Genomic DNA, 16,895 nt, shown 5'->3' on the forward strand with positions numbered 1-16,895 from the left:
CGCCCGTGGCCGTGGCCCCCCAGGCAGCCGCCCCCGCCCCCGCGGTCGAGGCCCCGGTCCACGACGAGCCCGCGGCCAAGGCCCCGGCCAAGGACGGCCCGTCGGAGGCGACCGAGGGCGGCATCGCCAAGGTCCAGACCATCCGGGTCAACGTCGACACCCTCGAACACCTCATGACGATGGTGTCCGAGCTGGTCCTGACCCGCAACCAGCTCCTCGAGATCGCCCGCCGCCACGACGATTCGACCTACAAGGTCCCCCTGCAGCGCCTCAGCCACGTGACGGCCGAGCTGCAGGAAGGCGTGATGAAGACGCGGATGCAGCCCATCGGCAACGCCTGGCAGAAGCTGCCCCGGGTGGTGCGCGACCTGTCGTCGGAACTCGGCAAGCAGATCGAGCTCGTCATGAGCGGCGCCGAGACCGAGCTCGACCGCCAGGTCCTGGAGGTGATCAAGGACCCGCTCACCCACATGGTGCGCAACTCCGCCGACCACGGCATTGAGGGCGCCGCCGACCGCAAGGCCGCCGGCAAGCCGGCACGCGGCACCATCCGCCTGTCCGCCTACCACGAGGGCGGCACCATCACGATCGAGATCGCCGACGACGGCAAGGGCCTCGATCTCGCCGCCATCCGCCGCAAGGCCGTGGAGCGCAAGGTCGCCTCCCAGGCCGAGGTCGAGCGCATGACCGATGCCCAGGTGGCGAAGTTCATCTTCCACCCCGGCTTCTCCACGGCGGCGGCGGTCACCTCGGTCTCGGGCCGCGGCGTCGGCATGGACGTGGTCAAGACGAACATCGAGCTCATCGGCGGCGTCATCGACATCAACACCCAGCTCGGGCGCGGCACCACCTTCACCATCAAGATCCCCCTCACCCTGGCGATCATCGCCGCCCTCATCGTCAAGGCAGGCGACCTGCGCTACGCCGTGCCGCAGGTGGCGGTGCTGGAGCTGGTGCGCGTCGACAAGTCCACGGCGCAGCAGGTCGAGCGCATCAACGGCTCGCCGGTCCTGCGCCTCCGCGAGCGGCTCCTGCCCATCGTCACCCTCACGGGCGTCCTCGGCCAGGCCCCCGCCGCCACCGACATCGATTCCGGCTTCGTGGTGGTGGCCCAGGTCGGGCGCCAGCGCTTCGGCATCCTCGTCGACGAGGTCTTCCACACGGAGGAGATCGTCGTGAAGCCGATGTCCTCGAAGCTGCGCCACCTGCCGCTGTTCGCCGGCAACACCATCCTGGGCGACGGCGCCGTGGTGCTCATCGTCGATCCCAACGGCATCGCCCAGCAGGTCAGCCAGAGCACCCAGTCCGGCGCGATCCCCGTCGAGGCCGAGGCCGAGGAAACCGAGGCCGCCGACGCCAAGGCGACCCTCCTGGTGTTCAAGGGCGGGGCCGGCAGCTACAAGGCGGTGCCGCTCTCCCTCGTCACCCGCCTCGAGGAGATCGACGCCGCCAAGGTCGAGTGGGTCGGCGGACGTCCGCTCATCCAGTATCGCGGCCGCCTGATGCCGCTGGTTCCCGCCGATCCCTCCATCGAGATCCGCAAGACCGGCACCCAGGCCCTGGTGGTGTTCTCCGACGGCGAGCGGGCCATGGGCCTCGTGGTCGACGAGATCGTCGACATCGTCGAGGAGCGCCTCGACGTGGAGATCTCGGCCGACCGCTCCGACCTCATCGGCTCGGCGGTCCTGCGCGGCCGCGCCACCGAGATCATCAACATCGCCCACTTCCTGCCGCTCGCCTACGACGACTGGGCGCGGGGCCCGAAGAAGACCGCCAAGCGGTCCTCGACCCTGCTGCTGGTGGACGATTCGGCCTTCTTCCGGGACATGCTGTCGCCGGTCCTCAAGGCGGCGGGCTACCACGTGATCACGGCGGCCAGCGCCGACGAGGCGGTGGCGGCCCTGCTCTCCAACCCCCGCATCGACGTCGTGGTCTGCGATCTCGAAATGCCCGGCCGCAACGGCTTCGACCTCGTCGGCGCCATGCGCAAGGTCGAGGGGCGCGTCGCCGGCCTGCCGGTGATCGGCCTCTCGGGCACCATCGGCCCCGAGGCCATCGCCCGGGCCCGCACCCTCTCGATCCTCGACCTCGTGGCGAAGTTCGACCGCAGCGGCCTCATCGCGGCGCTGGCCGAGATCGACGTCGCCGCCCCCGCCCAATCCCACGCCGCCTGATGCCGGCCCTCGCGCACGATCGGAGCCCACGTCCATGATGCAGGCCGCAAACAGCAACGCCGAGGCGGGCGGCACCAACGACTTCGTCACGGTGTTCGTCGGCGAGACCATGTTCGGTCTGGCCATCAACCGGGTCCACGACGTCTTCATCCCCGCCGGCGTGACGCCGGTGCCCCTCGCGCCGCCGGAGATCGTCGGCCTGCTCAACCTGCGCGGGCGGGTGGTGACGGCCCTGTGCCTGCGCCGCCGGCTCAGCCTGCCCGACCGGGCCGGCGACGCCAACCGCATGGCCATCGGCCTGGAGCAGGGCGGCGAGACCTTCGCCCTCATCGTCGACGGCGTCGGCGAGGTGCTGAAGCTCGGGGCCGACACCCACGAGCCGGTGCCGATCAACCTCGACGCGCGCTGGCGCGACCTGTCGCTCGGCGTCCACCGCCTCCAGGCGCACCTCTTGGTGATCCTCGACGTCGACGCCCTCCTGGCCTTCGGCGCCCCCCGCCTCGTCGCCGGCGCGGCCTGACCCCGTCCGCGGCGCGGCCTACGCGGCGCCGCCCGATCCTGTCGCATTCCTCGGGGACACACCGATGAAGACCTGCCTCGTCGTCGACGATTCCGCCGTGATCCGGAAGGTGGCCCGCCGGATCTTCGAGACCATGAACTTCCAGGTCGGCGAGGCCGAGGACGGCCAGATGGCGCTCGCCGCCTGCGGCGAGGCCATGCCGGATGCCATTCTCCTCGACTGGAACATGCCGACCATGGACGGCTACGACTTCCTCAAGGCCCTGCGGCAGACCCCCGGCGGCGAGAAGCCCAAGGTGCTGTTCTGCACCACCGAGAACGACGTCGGGGCCATCGCCCGCGCCCTCCACGCCGGCGCCGACGAGTACATCATGAAGCCGTTCGACCGCGAGATCGTCACCGCCAAGCTCGCCCAGGTCGGTTTTCCCAGCGATGGCGGCTTCGCCGGCGACGTCGGGACCGCCTGAGGGTGTCCTGAGCCCTTCCCCGTCGGGTTCGCCCGGCCGGACGCGACCCGACCCCGTCCCGCTCAGCCGAAGCGTCAAGGACCCATGCTGGCTCTCAAACCCCTCTCCGCCGCCCCGAGTCCGGCCGTGACCGCCGCACCGGGCCCGCGCATCCGCGTCATGATCGCCGACGATTCGGCCGTGGTGCGCGGCCTCGTCGCCCGCTGGATCGCCGAGGCCGGCTTCGACGTGGTCGCCACGGCCTCCAACGGCCGCATCGCCGTCGAGGCCATGTCCCGCCACGACCCCGACGTGATCCTCCTCGACATCGACATGCCGGAACTCGACGGCACCCAGGCCCTGCCCCTGCTGCTCGCCAAGAGCCCGGGCGTGCAGATCGTGATGATGTCGACCCTGACGACGCGCAACGCCGACATCTCCCTGCGCTGCCTGGCGCTGGGCGCCGTCGACTACCTCGCCAAGCCCGAGAGCAACCGCGGCGTCACCACCTCGGACGTGTTCCGCCAGGACCTCATCGAGCGGGTCCGCCTGTTCGGATCGGCCCGGGCGCGCAAGCGCGGACCGGCTCAGGGCACCGGGGCCGGGGCGTTCGCCCACGTGGCCGCGCCGGCGCCGAAGCCCGCCGCCCCCCTGGTTCTCCGGCCCAAGGCCCGCTCGGGAATCGCCCCCCGCGTCCTGCTCATCGGCGCCTCCACGGGCGGCCCGCGGGCTGTCGGCGAGGTCCTGGAGAAGATCGGCAGCGCGACCCTGCGCCAGGTCCCCGTCCTCATCGTCCAGCACATGCCGCCGGTGTTCACGGCGGTGTTCGCCGAGCATCTCGGCGCCCGCACCGGCCTGCCGGCCGCCGAGGGCAAGGCCGACGAGCGGCTTCAGCCCGGCCGGATCTACGTGGCGCCGGGCGGGCGCCACATGGGCCTGACAGGGACGCCGGGCCGCCCCGACGTGGCGATCCGCCTCCATGACGGACCCGTGGTCAATTTCTGCCGGCCGGCCGTCGACGTCCTGTTCCAGGATGCGGCCGCGATCTTCGGCGCCGCGGCCCTCGCCGTGGTGCTGACGGGCATGGGCGCCGACGGCACCGGCGGGGCCCGGGCCCTCACCGAGGCGGGCGCCGCCGTCCTCGCCCAGGACGAGGCCACCAGCACGGTCTGGGGCATGCCCGGCAGCGTCGCCAAGGCCGGCCTCGCCCAGGCGATCCTGCCGCTCTCCGAAATCGGCGGCGCGCTCCGCAACCTCCTCAACGGGCAGGGCTCATGACCGACGTCGAGTTCGACTTCCTGCGCACCTACCTCAAGGCCCGCTCGGGCCTGGCCCTCAGCGGCGAGAAGCGCTACCTCGTCGAGAGCCGCCTCGGCCCGGTGTGCCGGCGCTTCAACCTCGCCAGCCTCCACGACCTCGTCAACGCCCTCAAGGGCGGGCGCGAGGCCGCCATGGAGAAGGCGGTGGTGGAGGCCATGACCACCAACGAGACGTTCTTCTTCCGCGACCGGGCGCCCTTCGACCTGTTCCGCGACGTGCTGCTGCCCGAGGCCATGGCCCGGCGGGCCGCCCAGCGCCGCCTGCGGATCTGGTGCGCCGCCGCCTCCACCGGCCAGGAGCCGTATTCCCTGGCGATGATGCTGCACGAGGCCGCCCCGCGCCTGGCCGGCTGGACCGTCGACCTCGTCGCCACCGACCTGTCGACGGAGGTCCTCGAGCGGGCGCGGGCCGGGCTCTACAGCCATTTCGAGGTGCAGCGCGGCCTGCCGGTCCAGCTCCTGATCAAGCATTTCGAGCAGGTCGGCGAGCAGTGGCGCATCGCCGCCAACCTCCGCCAGATGGTGGATTTCCGGCCCCTGAACCTGCTCCAGCCCTTCGATCAGCTCGGCACCTTCGACATCGTCTACTGCCGCAACGTGCTGATCTACTTCGATGCGGCCACCAAGGGCGACGTCCTCGCCAGGATCAGCGCCAGCCTGGCGCCCGACGGCGCGGTCCTCCTCGGGGCGGCCGAGACGGTGATCGGCCTCACCGACCGCCTCGCGCCGAATTCGCAGCATCGCGGCCTGTACAACCAGGCGGCGGCCCCGGCGCGGGCCTCCACGGGCCTGCCGGCGGCGGCCATGGCCTCCGCCCTCCAACCGCCCCTGCGCCGGGTGGTGGGGCTGTAGGGCGCCGGCGGCGTCGGACCGGATCGCTCCGACGCCGCCGGCCCGTGTCCGGGATTCGCGGAACGCGGCATCGGCGGGTGCGCGATCCGCACGGGATGCGACCGGGCCGAAACGAAAAAAGCCCCGCGCGAGCGGGGCCTTTTTCGTCGGGACGCGCCGGTCGCCTAGACGGCGATGCGCTCCTCGGACTCGTTGGGTTCGCGCAGGACGTAGCCGCGGCCCCAGACGGTCTCGATGTAGTTCTTGCCGGAGGAGGCGTTCGCCAGCTTCTTGCGCAGCTTGCAGATGAACACGTCGATGATCTTCAGCTCGGGCTCGTCCATGCCGCCGTAGAGGTGGTTGAGGAACATCTCCTTCGTCAGCGTCGTGCCTTTCCGGAGCGAGAGGAGTTCCAGCATCTGGTACTCCTTGCCGGTCAGGTGCACGCGGGAGCCCGAGACCTCGACGGTCTTCTGGTCGAGGTTGACGATGAGGTCGCCGGTGGTGATCACCGACTGGGCGTGGCCCTTCGAGCGGCGGACGATGGCGTGGATGCGGGCGACGAGCTCGTCCTTGTGGAAGGGCTTGGTCAGGTAGTCGTCGGCGCCGAAGCCGAGGCCCTTCACCTTGTCCTCGATGCCGGCCATGCCCGACAGGATGAGGATCGGGGTCTTCACCTTGGCGACGCGAAGATTCCGCAGGACCTCGTAGCCCGACATGTCGGGCAGGTTCAGGTCGAGGAGGATGATGTCGTAATCGTAGAGCTTGCCGAGATCGATCCCCTCCTCACCGAGATCGGTGGTGTAGGTGTTGAAGCTCTCGGATTTGAGCATCAGTTCGATGCTCTGCGCCGTCGCGCTGTCGTCCTCGATCAGAAGTACCCGCATCGTCGGTCCCCAGCCCGGCCGGCCGTGTGCAAGCGTACGGGCACACCCCCGCCTTCGTCCGCCACCGGCCCGCGGCGGACGCTCCCTCGTCATTGACGTGAAACGCTATTGGTTAATCGTTAACAAAACCTGATTCACGGGCGCAAGCGGCGATTTGGACACGTCGTCCGGCAACGCCCGCAACCGTTGGCGCTCTGTTCTCGACGGGCGGGCCCTCCGCTTCATGCACCACCTGAAGAACCCTCCCCAAGCCCTGTCCCGACCCCATCGGGCCGCGTGCTGTCGCTCCGGGGACACGATCCCGCGATGACGCGCGACGCCGCTTGCGAAATCGCCACGTCCCGGCCCGGAAGCCGGGGCCCGCTACCGGCCCGACCGCCGCAGTGTTAAGGAGAGCGGTAAACGAAGGGTTGAGGGAACGCCGATGACCGGACGGCATCAGCCGTGAGCGACCCGCGCGGCACGCGCCTGCGCCTGGCCGGGGCGCGCGCCGCCCTCGACCGGGTCGAGACCCTGGAGATCTACGGCCGGGTCGTGGCGATCCGGGGCCTCCTCGTCGAGGTCGCCGGCCCCGTGGCCGCCATGCGGCTCGGCGGGCGCCTCGACATCGCCGTGGAGAACGGTTCGGGCGCCGTGCCCTGCGAGATCATCGGCTTCCAGGGCGACCGGGCGCTGGCCATGCCGTTCGGCTCCCTCGAGGGCGTGCGCCGGGGCTGCCCGGCCTATGTCCGCGACGAGGCCGCCGGGGCCATCCGCCCGTCGCCGGCCTGGCTCGGACGCACCATCGACGCCCTCGGGCGGCCCATCGACGGCCTCGGCCCCCTCGACCACGGGCCGGTGATCTATCCCCTGCGGGCCGATCCGCCGCCCGCCCATGCCCGGCGCCGGGTCGGGCCGCCCCTCGATCTCGGCATCCGCTGCATCAACACCTTCCTCACCATGTGCGCCGGCCAGCGCATGGGCATCTTCGCCGGCTCCGGCGTCGGCAAGTCGGTGCTCCTGTCGATGCTCGCCCGCTACACCGCCGCCGACGTGGCCGTGATCGGCCTCGTCGGCGAGCGCGGTCGCGAGGTCCAGGAATTTTTGCAGGACGACCTCGGCCCGGCCGGCCTCGCCCGCTCCGTGGTGGTGGTGGCGACCTCCGACGAGCCGGCGCTCATGCGCCGCAACGCCGCCTACGTCACCCTGGCGGTGGCCGAATACTTTCGCGATCAGGGCGCCCAGGTCCTGTGCATGATCGATTCGATCACCCGCTTCGCCATGGCCCAGCGCGACATCGGCCTCGCCGCCGGCGAGCCGCCCACGGCCAAGGGCTACACCCCCACGGTGTTCAGCGAATTGCCGCGCCTGCTTGAGCGGGCCGGGCCGGGCACGGGGCAGGGGGCGATCTCGGGTCTGTTCACCGTGCTGGTGGAGGGCGACGACCACAACGAGCCCGTGGCCGACGCCGTCCGCGGCATCCTCGACGGCCACATCGTCATGGAGCGCGGCATCGCCGAGCGCGGGCGCTACCCGGCCATCAACGTCCTGCGCTCGGTGTCGCGGACCATGCCGAAGGCCTGCGATCCGGCGCACCTGCCGACGGTGCGGCGGGCGCGGCGCATCCTCTCGACCTACGCCGACATGGAGGAACTCATCCGGCTCGGCGCCTATCGCGCCGGCGCCTCGCCGGAAGTGGACGAAGCGGTGGCTTTGATGCCCGATCTGGAGGCTTTTCTAGGTCAGGGTAAGGAAGAAGCAACTTCGATCGGCCAGGGTTACTCACGCCTCGCCGAGATCGTCGGCGGCCCCTGATCGACGCCGCGCGGTCCCCGGACCTCGGTGCGGACGACCCGGGACATGCGTGCGTTGCGTGGAGTGGACCATCCTATGAAATCGCGTGACACGCTGATCCGGCTGCGACGCTTCCAGGTCGACGAGAAGCGTCGGCGCGTGACGCAGATCGAGATGATGATGGCCGACTTCACCCGCATGGCCCTCGAACTCGACCGCGAGGTCGCCCACGAGGAGGGCCGTGCCGGCATCACCGACACCGCCCACTTCGCCTATCCGACCTATGCCCGCGCGGCGGCCGCCCGCCGGGACAACATGCGCCAATCCGCCGCCGCCCTCGAAGGCCAGCTCTCCGAGGCCAAGGCCGAGCTCGGCGAGGCCTTCGAGGACCTGAAGAAGATCGAGATCCTCGACGACCGCGAGCGCACCGCCGAGCGCGCCGCCGAAGCCGCCCGCGACCAGGCCGCCATGGACGGCATCGGCCTGTCCCGCGTCCGCGCCTGACCCGACCCGCGCCCCGCCGGGGCTTCCCCCGACCTCGCAGGGGCTTTCCATGACCTCGCGGGGGCGTGGCATCCGCGGCTCCGGCACGAAACCGTCATGATCGGGTGACATCACCCGATCCTGCCGGTGTCCTCCCGGGCTCGGCCCAACCCCCTGTGTTCGCCCGCGGCGTTCGCTTGCGGCGCCGGGCATCGTCGTGCAGGGAGGGCCCGCTTAGTGGGGCTCGACCTGTCGATCATGAAGAAGATCAGCGATTTCATCTGGCCGATCATCGGCCTCGCCGCCGTCATCGTCTCCGGCTACCTGCTCTACCGCGAGCTCGCTGGCATCTCCCTCGCCGAGATCAAGAGCAGTTTTGCGGAGATTCCGGTCCACCGCTTCCTGCTCGCGGGCCTCGCCACCCTCGTGGCCTACGCGGCGCTGGCTTGGTACGACCGCATCGCCCTGCTGCATCTCGGCGTCCGCCACATCTCGTGGTTCTTCGTCTCGGTCTGCTCGTTCACCACCTACGCCCTGTCGCACAATATCGGCGCCTCGGTGTTCTCCGGCGCCGTGGTGCGCTACCGCGCCTACACCGCCAAGGGCCTGTCGGCGGCCCAGGTCGCCGTGCTGGTCGCCCTGTGCTCGTTCACCTTCGGCCTCGGCACGATCCTGCTCGGCGGCATCGTCCTCGTCGCCCTGCCCGACACCCTGACCCGGCTCAACGGCTACCTGCCGTCGGTGCTCACCGATCCGGCCACCGCCCGCATCCTCGGCGCCGCCCTGCTCGGGTTCGTCGCCCTCTACGTCGTCGGCTCGCTCCTGCGCCTGAAGCCCCTGACCATCCGCACCTTCAAGCTGCAATACCCGCGCCCGCAGATCATGGTCCGGCAGATCATCGCCGCGCCCCTGGAATTGCTGGGCGCCGCCGGGATCATCTACTTCGCCCTGCCGGAGGCCGGGAACCCCGGCTTCCTCGTGGTGCTCGCGGTGTTCCTCGCCTCGTTCTCGGCGGCCCTGGTGTCGAACGCCCCCGGCGGCCTCGGCGTGTTCGAGCTCGTCTTCGTGGTGGCGATGCCGGATGTCGCCCGCCCGTCCATCATCGCCGCCCTGCTGGTGTTCCGGCTGTTCTACTTCTGGGTACCGTTCCTCATCTCCGTGGTCGTGGTGCTGCTCTACGAGCGCAACCGCCTCGCCAGCGCCATCAAGGGCGAACCGGCCGAGGCGGCGCCCGCCGCGCCGCTCGCGGCGCCGGGCCTCGACCCGAAGGCCATCGACGCGCGGGTGCGCAAGAACCGGGTGTGATTCTTTCGAACTGAGAGACGGCCCGTCGACCCGCGCGCCTTGCACCATCGGGCAGGGCGCTCTGAGGGATGGATCGAGTCAGTCGCGCATTCCCTCGCCCCGCTTGCAGGGCAGGGCGATGGCAGAGGGGTGCATGCGTTTGGGTCGGCCCTTGCCCGTTCGCGCAGAGCGTGTGCGCGCATCCCCCTCTCCCCGCGTGCGGGGAGAGGGCCGCAGGCACCCCGTCGTGCCTGCGGCGAGCGAAGGCGGAGCCGCAGCGACGGTGAGGGGGCTTCGTCGGAGGAGTCTCACTCGGAATCACCCCCTCACCTTCGGCTGCCGCCTCGACGCGCTCCCCGGCAAGGGGGAGACGCGTCCCTCTCCCCGCAGGCGGGGCGAGGGCGATCGCGACCCCCAAAAAAATCCCTAGACCGACCCCACCGTCCGCAGGCGGGCGCGGGGGTGGATCTCCGCCTGGCTCATCACCGGGGTCTCGCGGCGGAAGCGCTCGATGATGGAGCGCACGAACGGCCGGGCCTGGACCGAGGTGACCAGCACCGGCATCTCGCCCATGCGGGCGGCGGTCTCGAAGCGGTCGCGCACGGTGTTGACGAATTCCGACAGCTTCGAGGGCTGCATGGCGAGGTAGCGCTCGTCGCGCTCGCCGGCGATGGATTCGAGGAAGGCCTGCTCCCAGGCCGGCGACAGGGTGATGATCGGCAGCATGCCGTCCGGCCCCTGGTACTGGGCGCAGATCTGGCGCCCGAGGCGGGCGCGGACGTGCTCGACGATGTCGCGCGGGTTCTTCACGTGGCCGGCGACCTCCGCCACGCCCTCAATGATGGCGCCGAGGTCGCGGATCGAGACCCGCTCGGCCAGGAGGAACTGCAGCACCCGCTGGATGCCCGTGGAGGCGATCTGGCTCGGCATCACCTCCTTCAGCAGGTCCGAATGGTCCTTCGAGACCTCGCGCAGGAGCTTCTGCACCTCGACGTGGCTGAGCAGTTCCGAGACGTGGGCCTTGATGATCTCGGTGAGGTGCGTCGAGACCACGGTGGCGGCATCCACCACGGTGTAGCCCTTGAGCTGGGCCTGATCGCGCAGGGACGCGTCGATCCAGGTGGCGGGCAGGCCGAAGGTCGGCTCCAACATGTGCTGGCCGGGGAGCTGCACCTGTCCGCCCATGGGGTCCATGGCCATGAACTGGCCCGGGAAGATCTGGCCGGTGCCGGCCTCGATCTCCTTGACCCGCACCACGTAGGCGTTGGCGTCGAGCTGGACGTTGTCGAGGATGCGCACGGACGGCATCACGAAGCCGAGCTCCGCCGCGAGCTGGCGGCGCAGGGCCTTGATCTGGTCGGTGAGCCGGTCCTGGCCTTCCGGGCCGTTGACGAGGGCCAGGAGCGCGTAGCCCATCTCGAGCTTGAGGTCGTCGAGCTTCAGGAGGTCGGTGACGGTCTCTTCCTTGGCGGCCTGGGCGGCGGCCACGGCCGTGGCGTCCATGGGCGCGCCGTCGGAATCCAGCGGCGGGGCCTCGCGGGCGACCTTGGCGAAGTGCCAGGCGGCGTAGCCGGAGGCGCCGGCGAGCGCCAGGAACGGGAGCATCGGCATGCCGGGCAGGAGCGAGATCAGCACCATGACGCCGGACGACATGCCGAGCGCCTTGGGGTAGTTGGCGAGCTGCTTGCCCAGGGCCTTGTCGGCCGAGCCCTTCACGCCCGCCTTCGAGACGAGGATGCCGGCCGCCGCCGAGACGATGAGGGCCGGCACCTGGCTGGCGAGGCCGTCGCCGATGGTGAGCAGGGTGTAGGTCTTCGCCGCCGCGCCGAAGGGCATGCCCTGCTGGGCGACGCCGATGATGATGCCGCCGATGACGTTGATGAAGGTGATGAGCAGGGCCGCGATGGCGTCGCCGCGCACGAACTTCGAGGCGCCGTCCATGGCGCCGAAGAACGAGGATTCCTCCTCCAGGGCGGAGCGGCGGGCCTTGGCCACCTTCTCGTCGATGAGGCCGGCCGAGAGGTCGGCGTCGATGGCCATCTGCTTGCCCGGCATGGCGTCGAGGGTGAAGCGCGCCGCGACTTCGGCGATGCGGCCCGAACCCTTGGTGATGACGACGAAGTTCACGATGATCAGGATCGCGAACACGATGATCCCGATGACGAAGTTTCCGCCCATGACGAAGTTGCCGAACGCCTCGATGACGTGACCGGCCGCCGCCGTGCCCTCGTGGCCGTGGCCGAGGATGAGGCGGGTCGAGGCGAGGTTGAGGGCGAGGCGCAGCAGGGTCGCGACCAGGAGCAGGGTCGGGAAGACGGTGAATTCGAGGGGGTTGTCGATGAACAGACCCGTCATCATGATCAGCACCGAGATGATGATCGAGACGGCCAGCAGCAGGTCGAGGAGAAACGCCGGCAGGGGAAAGATGAGCACCGTGAGGATGCCCATCACGGCGGTGGCGAAGAACAGGTCCGTGCGCTTGGACAGGGCGTGGAGATTGGCGCGGTTGGGGATCGCGAAGCTCGCGAACTGACCGACAGTCATTCCCGAACCCGGACCGGGAGCCGGCGCGGCGGCGGCCGTCTCGCTCATCGTCAACCTCGTAATCCGCCGGATCGGGGTCCGCCAAGTCGGACCCGTCCAGTCGGACCCGGCAAGATTTGCCGCCCCCATGGTTAGCGGACCGTTAACGATCCGATTCGGGCGCCGCGCCGCCAGCAAAACCCGGTGCCGGTCCCGGTTCGCGACGCGAGCGTCCGGCCGCGGGATAATCCCGACGCGGGTCTGACCGGCCCGCTCAGGCAACGGCTCCTTCCGGACAACGAAGAACCGACCCGTGCAGCGAGAAAGCGGTCCGCAAACTCCGGCTTCTCTGGAGCAGCGCAGGGGTTCCGTCGCCCCCACCGGAGGATCAACGAAAATTTCCCACCGCTGATCTTCGCTTCGATGCGGCGTCTGCCCCGATACGCCATTGCCAACGGGTTTTAGTCGTGGCAATGCCAGTATTGAAACTTTTACAAGGCATGATCGTTGATGCGTTGCGATCCGGGCGGATTCGTCCGTGGCCGGTCGCAGGGCAGGATGGTCGACCCGCAACGGGACAGTATCGCGTCCGTCCAGATCAGCACCCGCGAAAGGCTTTCTCAGCGGAGCCGTCGGTCACGACGGCACGCGACAAGATCACCCTCGCCGCAACGCCGGATCAGGCCGAGCCGGGCCGAGACGCCGCCGCCCGCGCGAACAACCCCTGCGGGTCAACGCGCCAGGCTACCTATGCAGCGCGAGAAACGGCCCTTAATCCACAACTACTCGTGAAAAACGCGCAGGTCAGTACGGTAAAATATTGCTTGCGGAAAGATTTGAGCCTACGATCAAAACGACCTATGACTTAAGTTGAGAATGGTGATGAGATCATGACCGAAACAGAGTCCGATGCTGCCCGCCTGATCACGCTCGCGGCAGATATCGTTTCCGCCTATGTCAGTAACAATCACGTGCAGAGTGCCGAGCTGCCGAAGCTGCTCAGCGATGTCCACGAGGCGATCCGGGGCGTGACGGCAAGTGGCGCCCCGGCCGTCGAGACCGGCCCGCCCAAGGCCACCCCCCAGGAAATCCGCCGCTCGATCACCGCCGACTACTTGATCAGCTTCGAGGACGGCAAGCAGTACAAGACCCTGCGCCGGCACCTCACCCTGCGCGGCCTGACCCCCGAGCAGTACCGCGCCAAGTGGGGCCTGGCGCCCGACTATCCGATGACCTCGGCCAGCTATTCCGAGCAGCGCTCCGAACTCGCCCGCGCCCTCGGGCTCGGCCAGCAGCGCCGCAAGGGCCTCGCCAAAGCCGCCCCCGAGGAGGTGGTCAGCGCCCCCGAGCCGGAGCCGCAGGAGGAAGAGGCCCCCGCCGCGCCCGAGAAGAAGCGCCGCGGTCCCCGCAAGAAGGTCGACGCCTGAGTCGCTCCGACGTCCGGAAGCCAATGCAACCGAGGCCATCCCCGCAGGGCGGGGGTGGCCTTCGTCGTTTCGGCGAGGGACGGAGTTCGGTGAACGTCCGTCCGATCCCCCGTGCGTTCCATGTTCCGCGCGCAGGAGACCCGCGAACCTGCGGCATCGGTGACTGTGCCGACGCGTGATAGCCCGGACCCATGCTGCATTGCAGCGTGATCGCCGCGCGCCGTCCGGGCCGGGGCCCCGAGCGCGAGGCGTCGCCATGTTGTCCCGTCCGATCCTGGCCCTGGCCGCCGCCTCCTTCGGGATCGGCACCACGGAATTCGTGATCATGGGCCTGTTGCCGGAGGTGGCCGAGAGTTTCGGGGTCAGCGTCCCCCGGGCCGGCCTCCTGGTGTCGGGCTATGCCCTCGGCGTCGCCGTCGGCGCGCCCCTCGTCGCCATCGCCACGGCCCGGCTGCCGCGGAAAACGGCTTTGCTCGTGCTCATGGGGGTGTTCCTCGCGGGCAATCTCGGCTGCGCCCTCGCGCCGAGCTACGGATTCCTCATGCTGGCCCGCGTGGTGACGGCCTTCGCCCACGGGGCGTTCTTCGGCATCGGCGCCGTGGTGGCGAGCGGCCTCGTCCCGCGGGCGCAGAGGGCGCAGGCCGTGGCCCTGATGTTCACGGGCCTCACCCTCGCCAACGTGCTGGGCGTGCCCTTCGGCACGGCGCTCGGCCAGGTCGCGGGCTGGCGGGCGACGTTCTGGGCGGTGCTGGGCCTCGGCGTGATCGCGGCGGCGGCCATCGCGGCCTTCGTGCCCGGCGGCCTGCCGGGCTCGCGCGGCGGGCTCGCCGGGGAGTTCCGCTCCCTGCGGCGCTGGGCGGTGCTGCTGCCCATGCTGGTGAGCACGCTCGCCTCCGTCAGCCTGTTCACGGTGTTCACCTACATCGCGCCCCTGCTCACGGAGGTGAGCGGCCTGACCCCGCGGGAGGTGACCGGGGCCCTGCTGCTGTTCGGCATCGGCCTCACCCTCGGCAACCTCGCGGGCGGGCGCCTCGCCGACCGGCGCCTCATGGCGACGGTGATCGGGAGCTTCTCCGCCCTCGTCGCCGTGCTGGTGCTGTTCGCCTTCACCAGCCGGGCGGCGATCCCCGCCGTGCTGACCCTGCCGGTCTGGGGCGCCCTGGTCTTCGCCCTGGTCTCGCCCCTGCAGGTCTGGGTGGTGGAGGCGGCGACCGACGCGCCCAACCTCGCCTCGACCCTGAACCAGGGCGCGTTCAACCTCGGCAACGCCACCGGGGCGGCGCTCGGCGGCGGCGCCCTCACCCTGGGGATGGGCTACGGCAGCCTGCCCTGGCTCGGCGCCGGCATCGCGGCCCTCGCCCTCGGCCTCGTCCTGACGGCCCGCCGCGGGGACGTCGGCGCGGGCGCCGTCGGCCCTGTCGTCGCCGGACCGGTCCCAGTGCCGGTCGAGACCTGTTCGGCCGGGTCGCGGTGACCCCGCTCGGAGCGCGTCACGCGACGCTCAGGGCGGATCGGGCGGGCCCTCGCCCTTGTCAACGAAGGCCTTGCCGACGAAAGGGATGCCCTCGATGGGGCATTCCTCGGTGCCGACGTCCTGGCGGGTGATGGCCCGCACGGCGTCGCGGGTGCCGTCGGGGTCCTCGATCCAGCGGCGGTAGAAGTCGTACGGGCATTCCGACAGCCCGTGGCGGTTCTCCTTGGAGTTGATCATCCCGGTGTAGCCGCGGTGGAGCAGCTTGAAGAGGTGGTTTTCGGACTGACCGTGGGCGCGGGCATCGCGGATCAGGAACTTCGACAGGGCGGCGTACTGGATGCCCATCTCCTCCTCGCCGCACTCGCCGAGGGTGCGCCCGTCGAAGCCGACGATGGCCGAGTGGCCGAAGTACGAATAGACGCCGTCGAACCCCGCCGCGTTGGCCACCGCCACGTAGGTGTTGTTGGCGAACGCCATCGCCTTCGACATCAGGATCTGCTGCTCTTTCGCCGGATACATGTAGCCCTGGCAGCGGACGATGAGTTCGGCGCCGCGCATGGCGCAGTCGCGCCAGATCTCGGGATAGTTGCCGTCGTCGCAGATGATGAGGCTGACCTTGAGGCCCTTGGGGCCGTCGGAGACGTAGGTGCGGTCGCCCGGATACCAGCCCTCGATGGGCGTCCACGGCATGATCTTGCGATACTTCTGCACGATCGCGCCCTCATCGTTCATCAGGATCAGGGTGTTGTAGGGCGCCTTGTTGGGGTGCTCCGCGTGGCGCTCGCCGGTCAGCGAGAACACGCCCCACACCTTCGCCTTGCGGCAGGCGGCGGCGAAGATCTCGGTCTCGGCCCCCGGAATCGTGGTCGCCGTCGCGTACATCTCGGCGGCGTCGTACATGATCCCGTGGGTCGAGTATTCGGGGAAGATCACGAGGTCGAGGCCCGGCAGGCCGGACTTCATGCCCACCACCATGTCGGCGATCTTCTGGGCGTTCTCCAGCACCTCCATCTTGGTGTGGAGGCGGGGCATCTTGTAGTTCACCACCGCGACGCCGACGCTGTCGGCGCTGGACGAGATGTCTCCGTGCATCATGGCGTGATGTTTCCCCTATGGACCCTGGCGGATGTGTGCGTCCCCTTGCCCCGCTCGGCCGGGGAGAAGGCCGCGTCTCCCCCTCGTCGGGGAGCGCGGCGAGGCGGCAGCCGAAGGTGAGGGGGCGCCACCGAGGGAGTCTCATCGGTTCGCGCCCCCTCACCCTCGCTGCGGCTTCGCCTCCGCTTGCCACGGACCCGGCAAGGGGTCCGTGGCCCTCTCCCCGCAAGCGGGGAGAGGGTAAAGTGGATCAGTGGCTGATCATCCACGGCCGCGCATTGGGAAAACTCTTGGCGGCCGCGGGGTCGGATTTCGCCTTGGCGCCCGAGCAGCAGCCGCAGCCGGCCCCGTGCCCGGACGACCTGCGGGGCGCGTGCTGGCTCCGCTCGTTGGTGGCGTGCGCCTTGCGCCGGCCCGCATCCATGGAGGCGAGGTTGGGCGCGGTGAGGAAGGCGCGGCCGCATTCCGCCCCGCAATCGGGGCAGTCGTGCGGGTCCTGGAATTGCGCCATCGGGCGCAGGACCGTGAACGGCCCGCAGGCGGCGCAGGCATAATCGTAGACCGGCATGGGGGCCTCTCGAAGGATCGACAAGGGGCGACGCAAGGGGTGCATGGTGCGCCTTCCCTCCCCCTTGCGGGGAGGGAAGGCGCACCATGCAC

Annotated in this window: 14 protein-coding genes; 10 read left to right on the plus strand and 4 right to left on the minus strand. The window is 70.1% G+C overall.

Features of this window, described 5'->3' with window-relative positions; all coding sequences use genetic code 11:
* The 5 genes from FV218_RS18195 to FV218_RS18215 all read left to right on the plus strand — a co-directional run.
* On the plus strand, positions 1–2,174 hold a 2,174-nt coding region (locus FV218_RS18195; RefSeq protein WP_147711005.1), incomplete at its 5' end, for a hybrid sensor histidine kinase/response regulator.
* 37 nt (positions 2,175–2,211) lie between these two features.
* Positions 2,212–2,694, plus strand: a complete 483-nt coding sequence (locus FV218_RS18200) for a chemotaxis protein CheW (protein ID WP_056095833.1) — start codon at positions 2,212–2,214, stop codon at positions 2,692–2,694.
* Positions 2,695–2,758: 64 nt separating this feature from the next.
* Positions 2,759–3,160, plus strand: coding sequence for a response regulator (locus FV218_RS18205; protein WP_056095559.1), 402 nt, complete (start codon positions 2,759–2,761; stop codon positions 3,158–3,160).
* 159 nt (positions 3,161–3,319) lie between these two features.
* Entirely contained in the window at positions 3,320–4,417 is a 1,098-nt protein-coding gene (gene cheB / locus FV218_RS18210) for a chemotaxis-specific protein-glutamate methyltransferase CheB (protein ID WP_246685172.1), read from the plus strand.
* Positions 4,414–5,310, plus strand: coding sequence for a protein-glutamate O-methyltransferase CheR (locus FV218_RS18215; protein ID WP_147711007.1), 897 nt, complete (start codon positions 4,414–4,416; stop codon positions 5,308–5,310). Before cheB ends, FV218_RS18215 begins: the two co-directional genes overlap by 4 nt.
* Positions 5,311–5,474: 164 nt before the next feature.
* Here FV218_RS18215 and FV218_RS18220 read toward each other — a convergent pair whose 3' ends face one another.
* The gene (locus FV218_RS18220) at positions 5,475–6,176 is read right to left on the minus strand and encodes a response regulator transcription factor CtrA (RefSeq protein ID WP_056095551.1); all 702 of its coding nucleotides are present in this window, start codon (positions 6,174–6,176) and stop codon (positions 5,475–5,477) included.
* A 444-nt stretch (positions 6,177–6,620) separates the two neighbouring features.
* Here FV218_RS18220 and fliI point away from each other — a divergent pair, with 444 nt between their 5' ends.
* The 3 genes from fliI (at position 6,621) to FV218_RS18235 (ending at position 9,737) form a co-directional block, all read left to right on the plus strand.
* On the plus strand, positions 6,621–7,970 hold the full coding sequence (fliI, locus tag FV218_RS18225) for a flagellar protein export ATPase FliI (RefSeq protein WP_147711008.1): 1,350 nt from the start codon (positions 6,621–6,623) through the stop codon (positions 7,968–7,970).
* Positions 7,971–8,045: 75 nt separating this feature from the next.
* Positions 8,046–8,453, plus strand: a complete 408-nt coding sequence (gene fliJ, locus FV218_RS18230; protein ID WP_056095545.1) for a flagellar export protein FliJ — start codon at positions 8,046–8,048, stop codon at positions 8,451–8,453.
* 237 nt (positions 8,454–8,690) lie between these two features.
* Positions 8,691–9,737: a lysylphosphatidylglycerol synthase domain-containing protein gene (locus FV218_RS18235; RefSeq protein WP_147711009.1), complete on the plus strand. Its 1,047-nt coding sequence runs from the start codon at positions 8,691–8,693 to the stop codon at positions 9,735–9,737.
* 405 nt (positions 9,738–10,142) lie between these two features.
* On the opposite strand, the gene flhA is transcribed toward FV218_RS18235, so the two are convergent.
* The gene (flhA, locus tag FV218_RS18240) at positions 10,143–12,308 is read right to left on the minus strand and encodes a flagellar biosynthesis protein FlhA (protein ID WP_056095543.1); all 2,166 of its coding nucleotides are present in this window, start codon (positions 12,306–12,308) and stop codon (positions 10,143–10,145) included.
* An 821-nt stretch (positions 12,309–13,129) separates the two neighbouring features.
* Here flhA and FV218_RS18245 point away from each other — a divergent pair.
* Both FV218_RS18245 and FV218_RS18250 read left to right on the plus strand, forming a co-directional pair.
* Positions 13,130–13,666, plus strand: a complete 537-nt coding sequence (locus tag FV218_RS18245; RefSeq protein ID WP_056095539.1) for a MucR family transcriptional regulator — start codon at positions 13,130–13,132, stop codon at positions 13,664–13,666.
* A gap of 256 nt (positions 13,667–13,922) precedes the next feature.
* Complete coding sequence (locus FV218_RS18250; protein WP_147711010.1) at positions 13,923–15,140, plus strand: MFS transporter; 1,218 nt, start codon at positions 13,923–13,925, stop codon at positions 15,138–15,140.
* Between the two features lie 27 nt (positions 15,141–15,167).
* On the opposite strand, the gene FV218_RS18255 is transcribed toward FV218_RS18250, so the two are convergent.
* Complete coding sequence (locus FV218_RS18255) at positions 15,168–16,235, minus strand: aliphatic amidase (RefSeq protein ID WP_147711011.1); 1,068 nt, start codon at positions 16,233–16,235, stop codon at positions 15,168–15,170.
* 250 nt (positions 16,236–16,485) lie between these two features.
* Positions 16,486–16,803 (minus strand): zinc ribbon domain-containing protein, encoded by a 318-nt coding sequence (locus FV218_RS18265; RefSeq protein WP_147711013.1) that lies wholly within the window; start codon positions 16,801–16,803, stop codon positions 16,486–16,488.
* Positions 16,804–16,895: the final 92 nt, after the last annotated feature.

The sequence above is a fragment of the Methylobacterium sp. WL69 genome (assembly GCF_008039485.1).
Lineage (GTDB): Bacteria > Pseudomonadota > Alphaproteobacteria > Rhizobiales > Beijerinckiaceae > Methylobacterium.

Excerpts from the sequence above, each read along its gene's own strand:
- FV218_RS18245 (WP_056095539.1), top strand. The coding sequence starts at position 13,130 with ATGACCGAAACAGAGTCCGATGCTGCCCGCCTGATCACGCTCGCGGCA.
- FV218_RS18200 (WP_056095833.1), top strand. The coding sequence starts at position 2,212 with ATGCAGGCCGCAAACAGCAACGCCGAGGCGGGCGGCACCAACGACTTC.
- FV218_RS18215 (WP_147711007.1), top strand. The coding sequence starts at position 4,414 with ATGACCGACGTCGAGTTCGACTTCCTGCGCACCTACCTCAAGGCCCGC.
- FV218_RS18265 (WP_147711013.1), bottom strand. The coding sequence starts at position 16,803 with ATGCCGGTCTACGATTATGCCTGCGCCGCCTGCGGGCCGTTCACGGTC.
- cheB (WP_246685172.1), top strand. The coding sequence starts at position 3,320 with ATGATCGCCGACGATTCGGCCGTGGTGCGCGGCCTCGTCGCCCGCTGG.
- FV218_RS18220 (WP_056095551.1), bottom strand. The coding sequence starts at position 6,176 with ATGCGGGTACTTCTGATCGAGGACGACAGCGCGACGGCGCAGAGCATC.
- flhA (WP_056095543.1), bottom strand. The coding sequence starts at position 12,308 with ATGAGCGAGACGGCCGCCGCCGCGCCGGCTCCCGGTCCGGGTTCGGGA.
- FV218_RS18205 (WP_056095559.1), top strand. The coding sequence starts at position 2,759 with ATGAAGACCTGCCTCGTCGTCGACGATTCCGCCGTGATCCGGAAGGTG.
- FV218_RS18235 (WP_147711009.1), top strand. The coding sequence starts at position 8,691 with ATGAAGAAGATCAGCGATTTCATCTGGCCGATCATCGGCCTCGCCGCC.
- FV218_RS18255 (WP_147711011.1), bottom strand. The coding sequence starts at position 16,235 with ATGATGCACGGAGACATCTCGTCCAGCGCCGACAGCGTCGGCGTCGCG.
- FV218_RS18250 (WP_147711010.1), top strand. The coding sequence starts at position 13,923 with ATGTTGTCCCGTCCGATCCTGGCCCTGGCCGCCGCCTCCTTCGGGATC.
- fliJ (WP_056095545.1), top strand. The coding sequence starts at position 8,046 with ATGAAATCGCGTGACACGCTGATCCGGCTGCGACGCTTCCAGGTCGAC.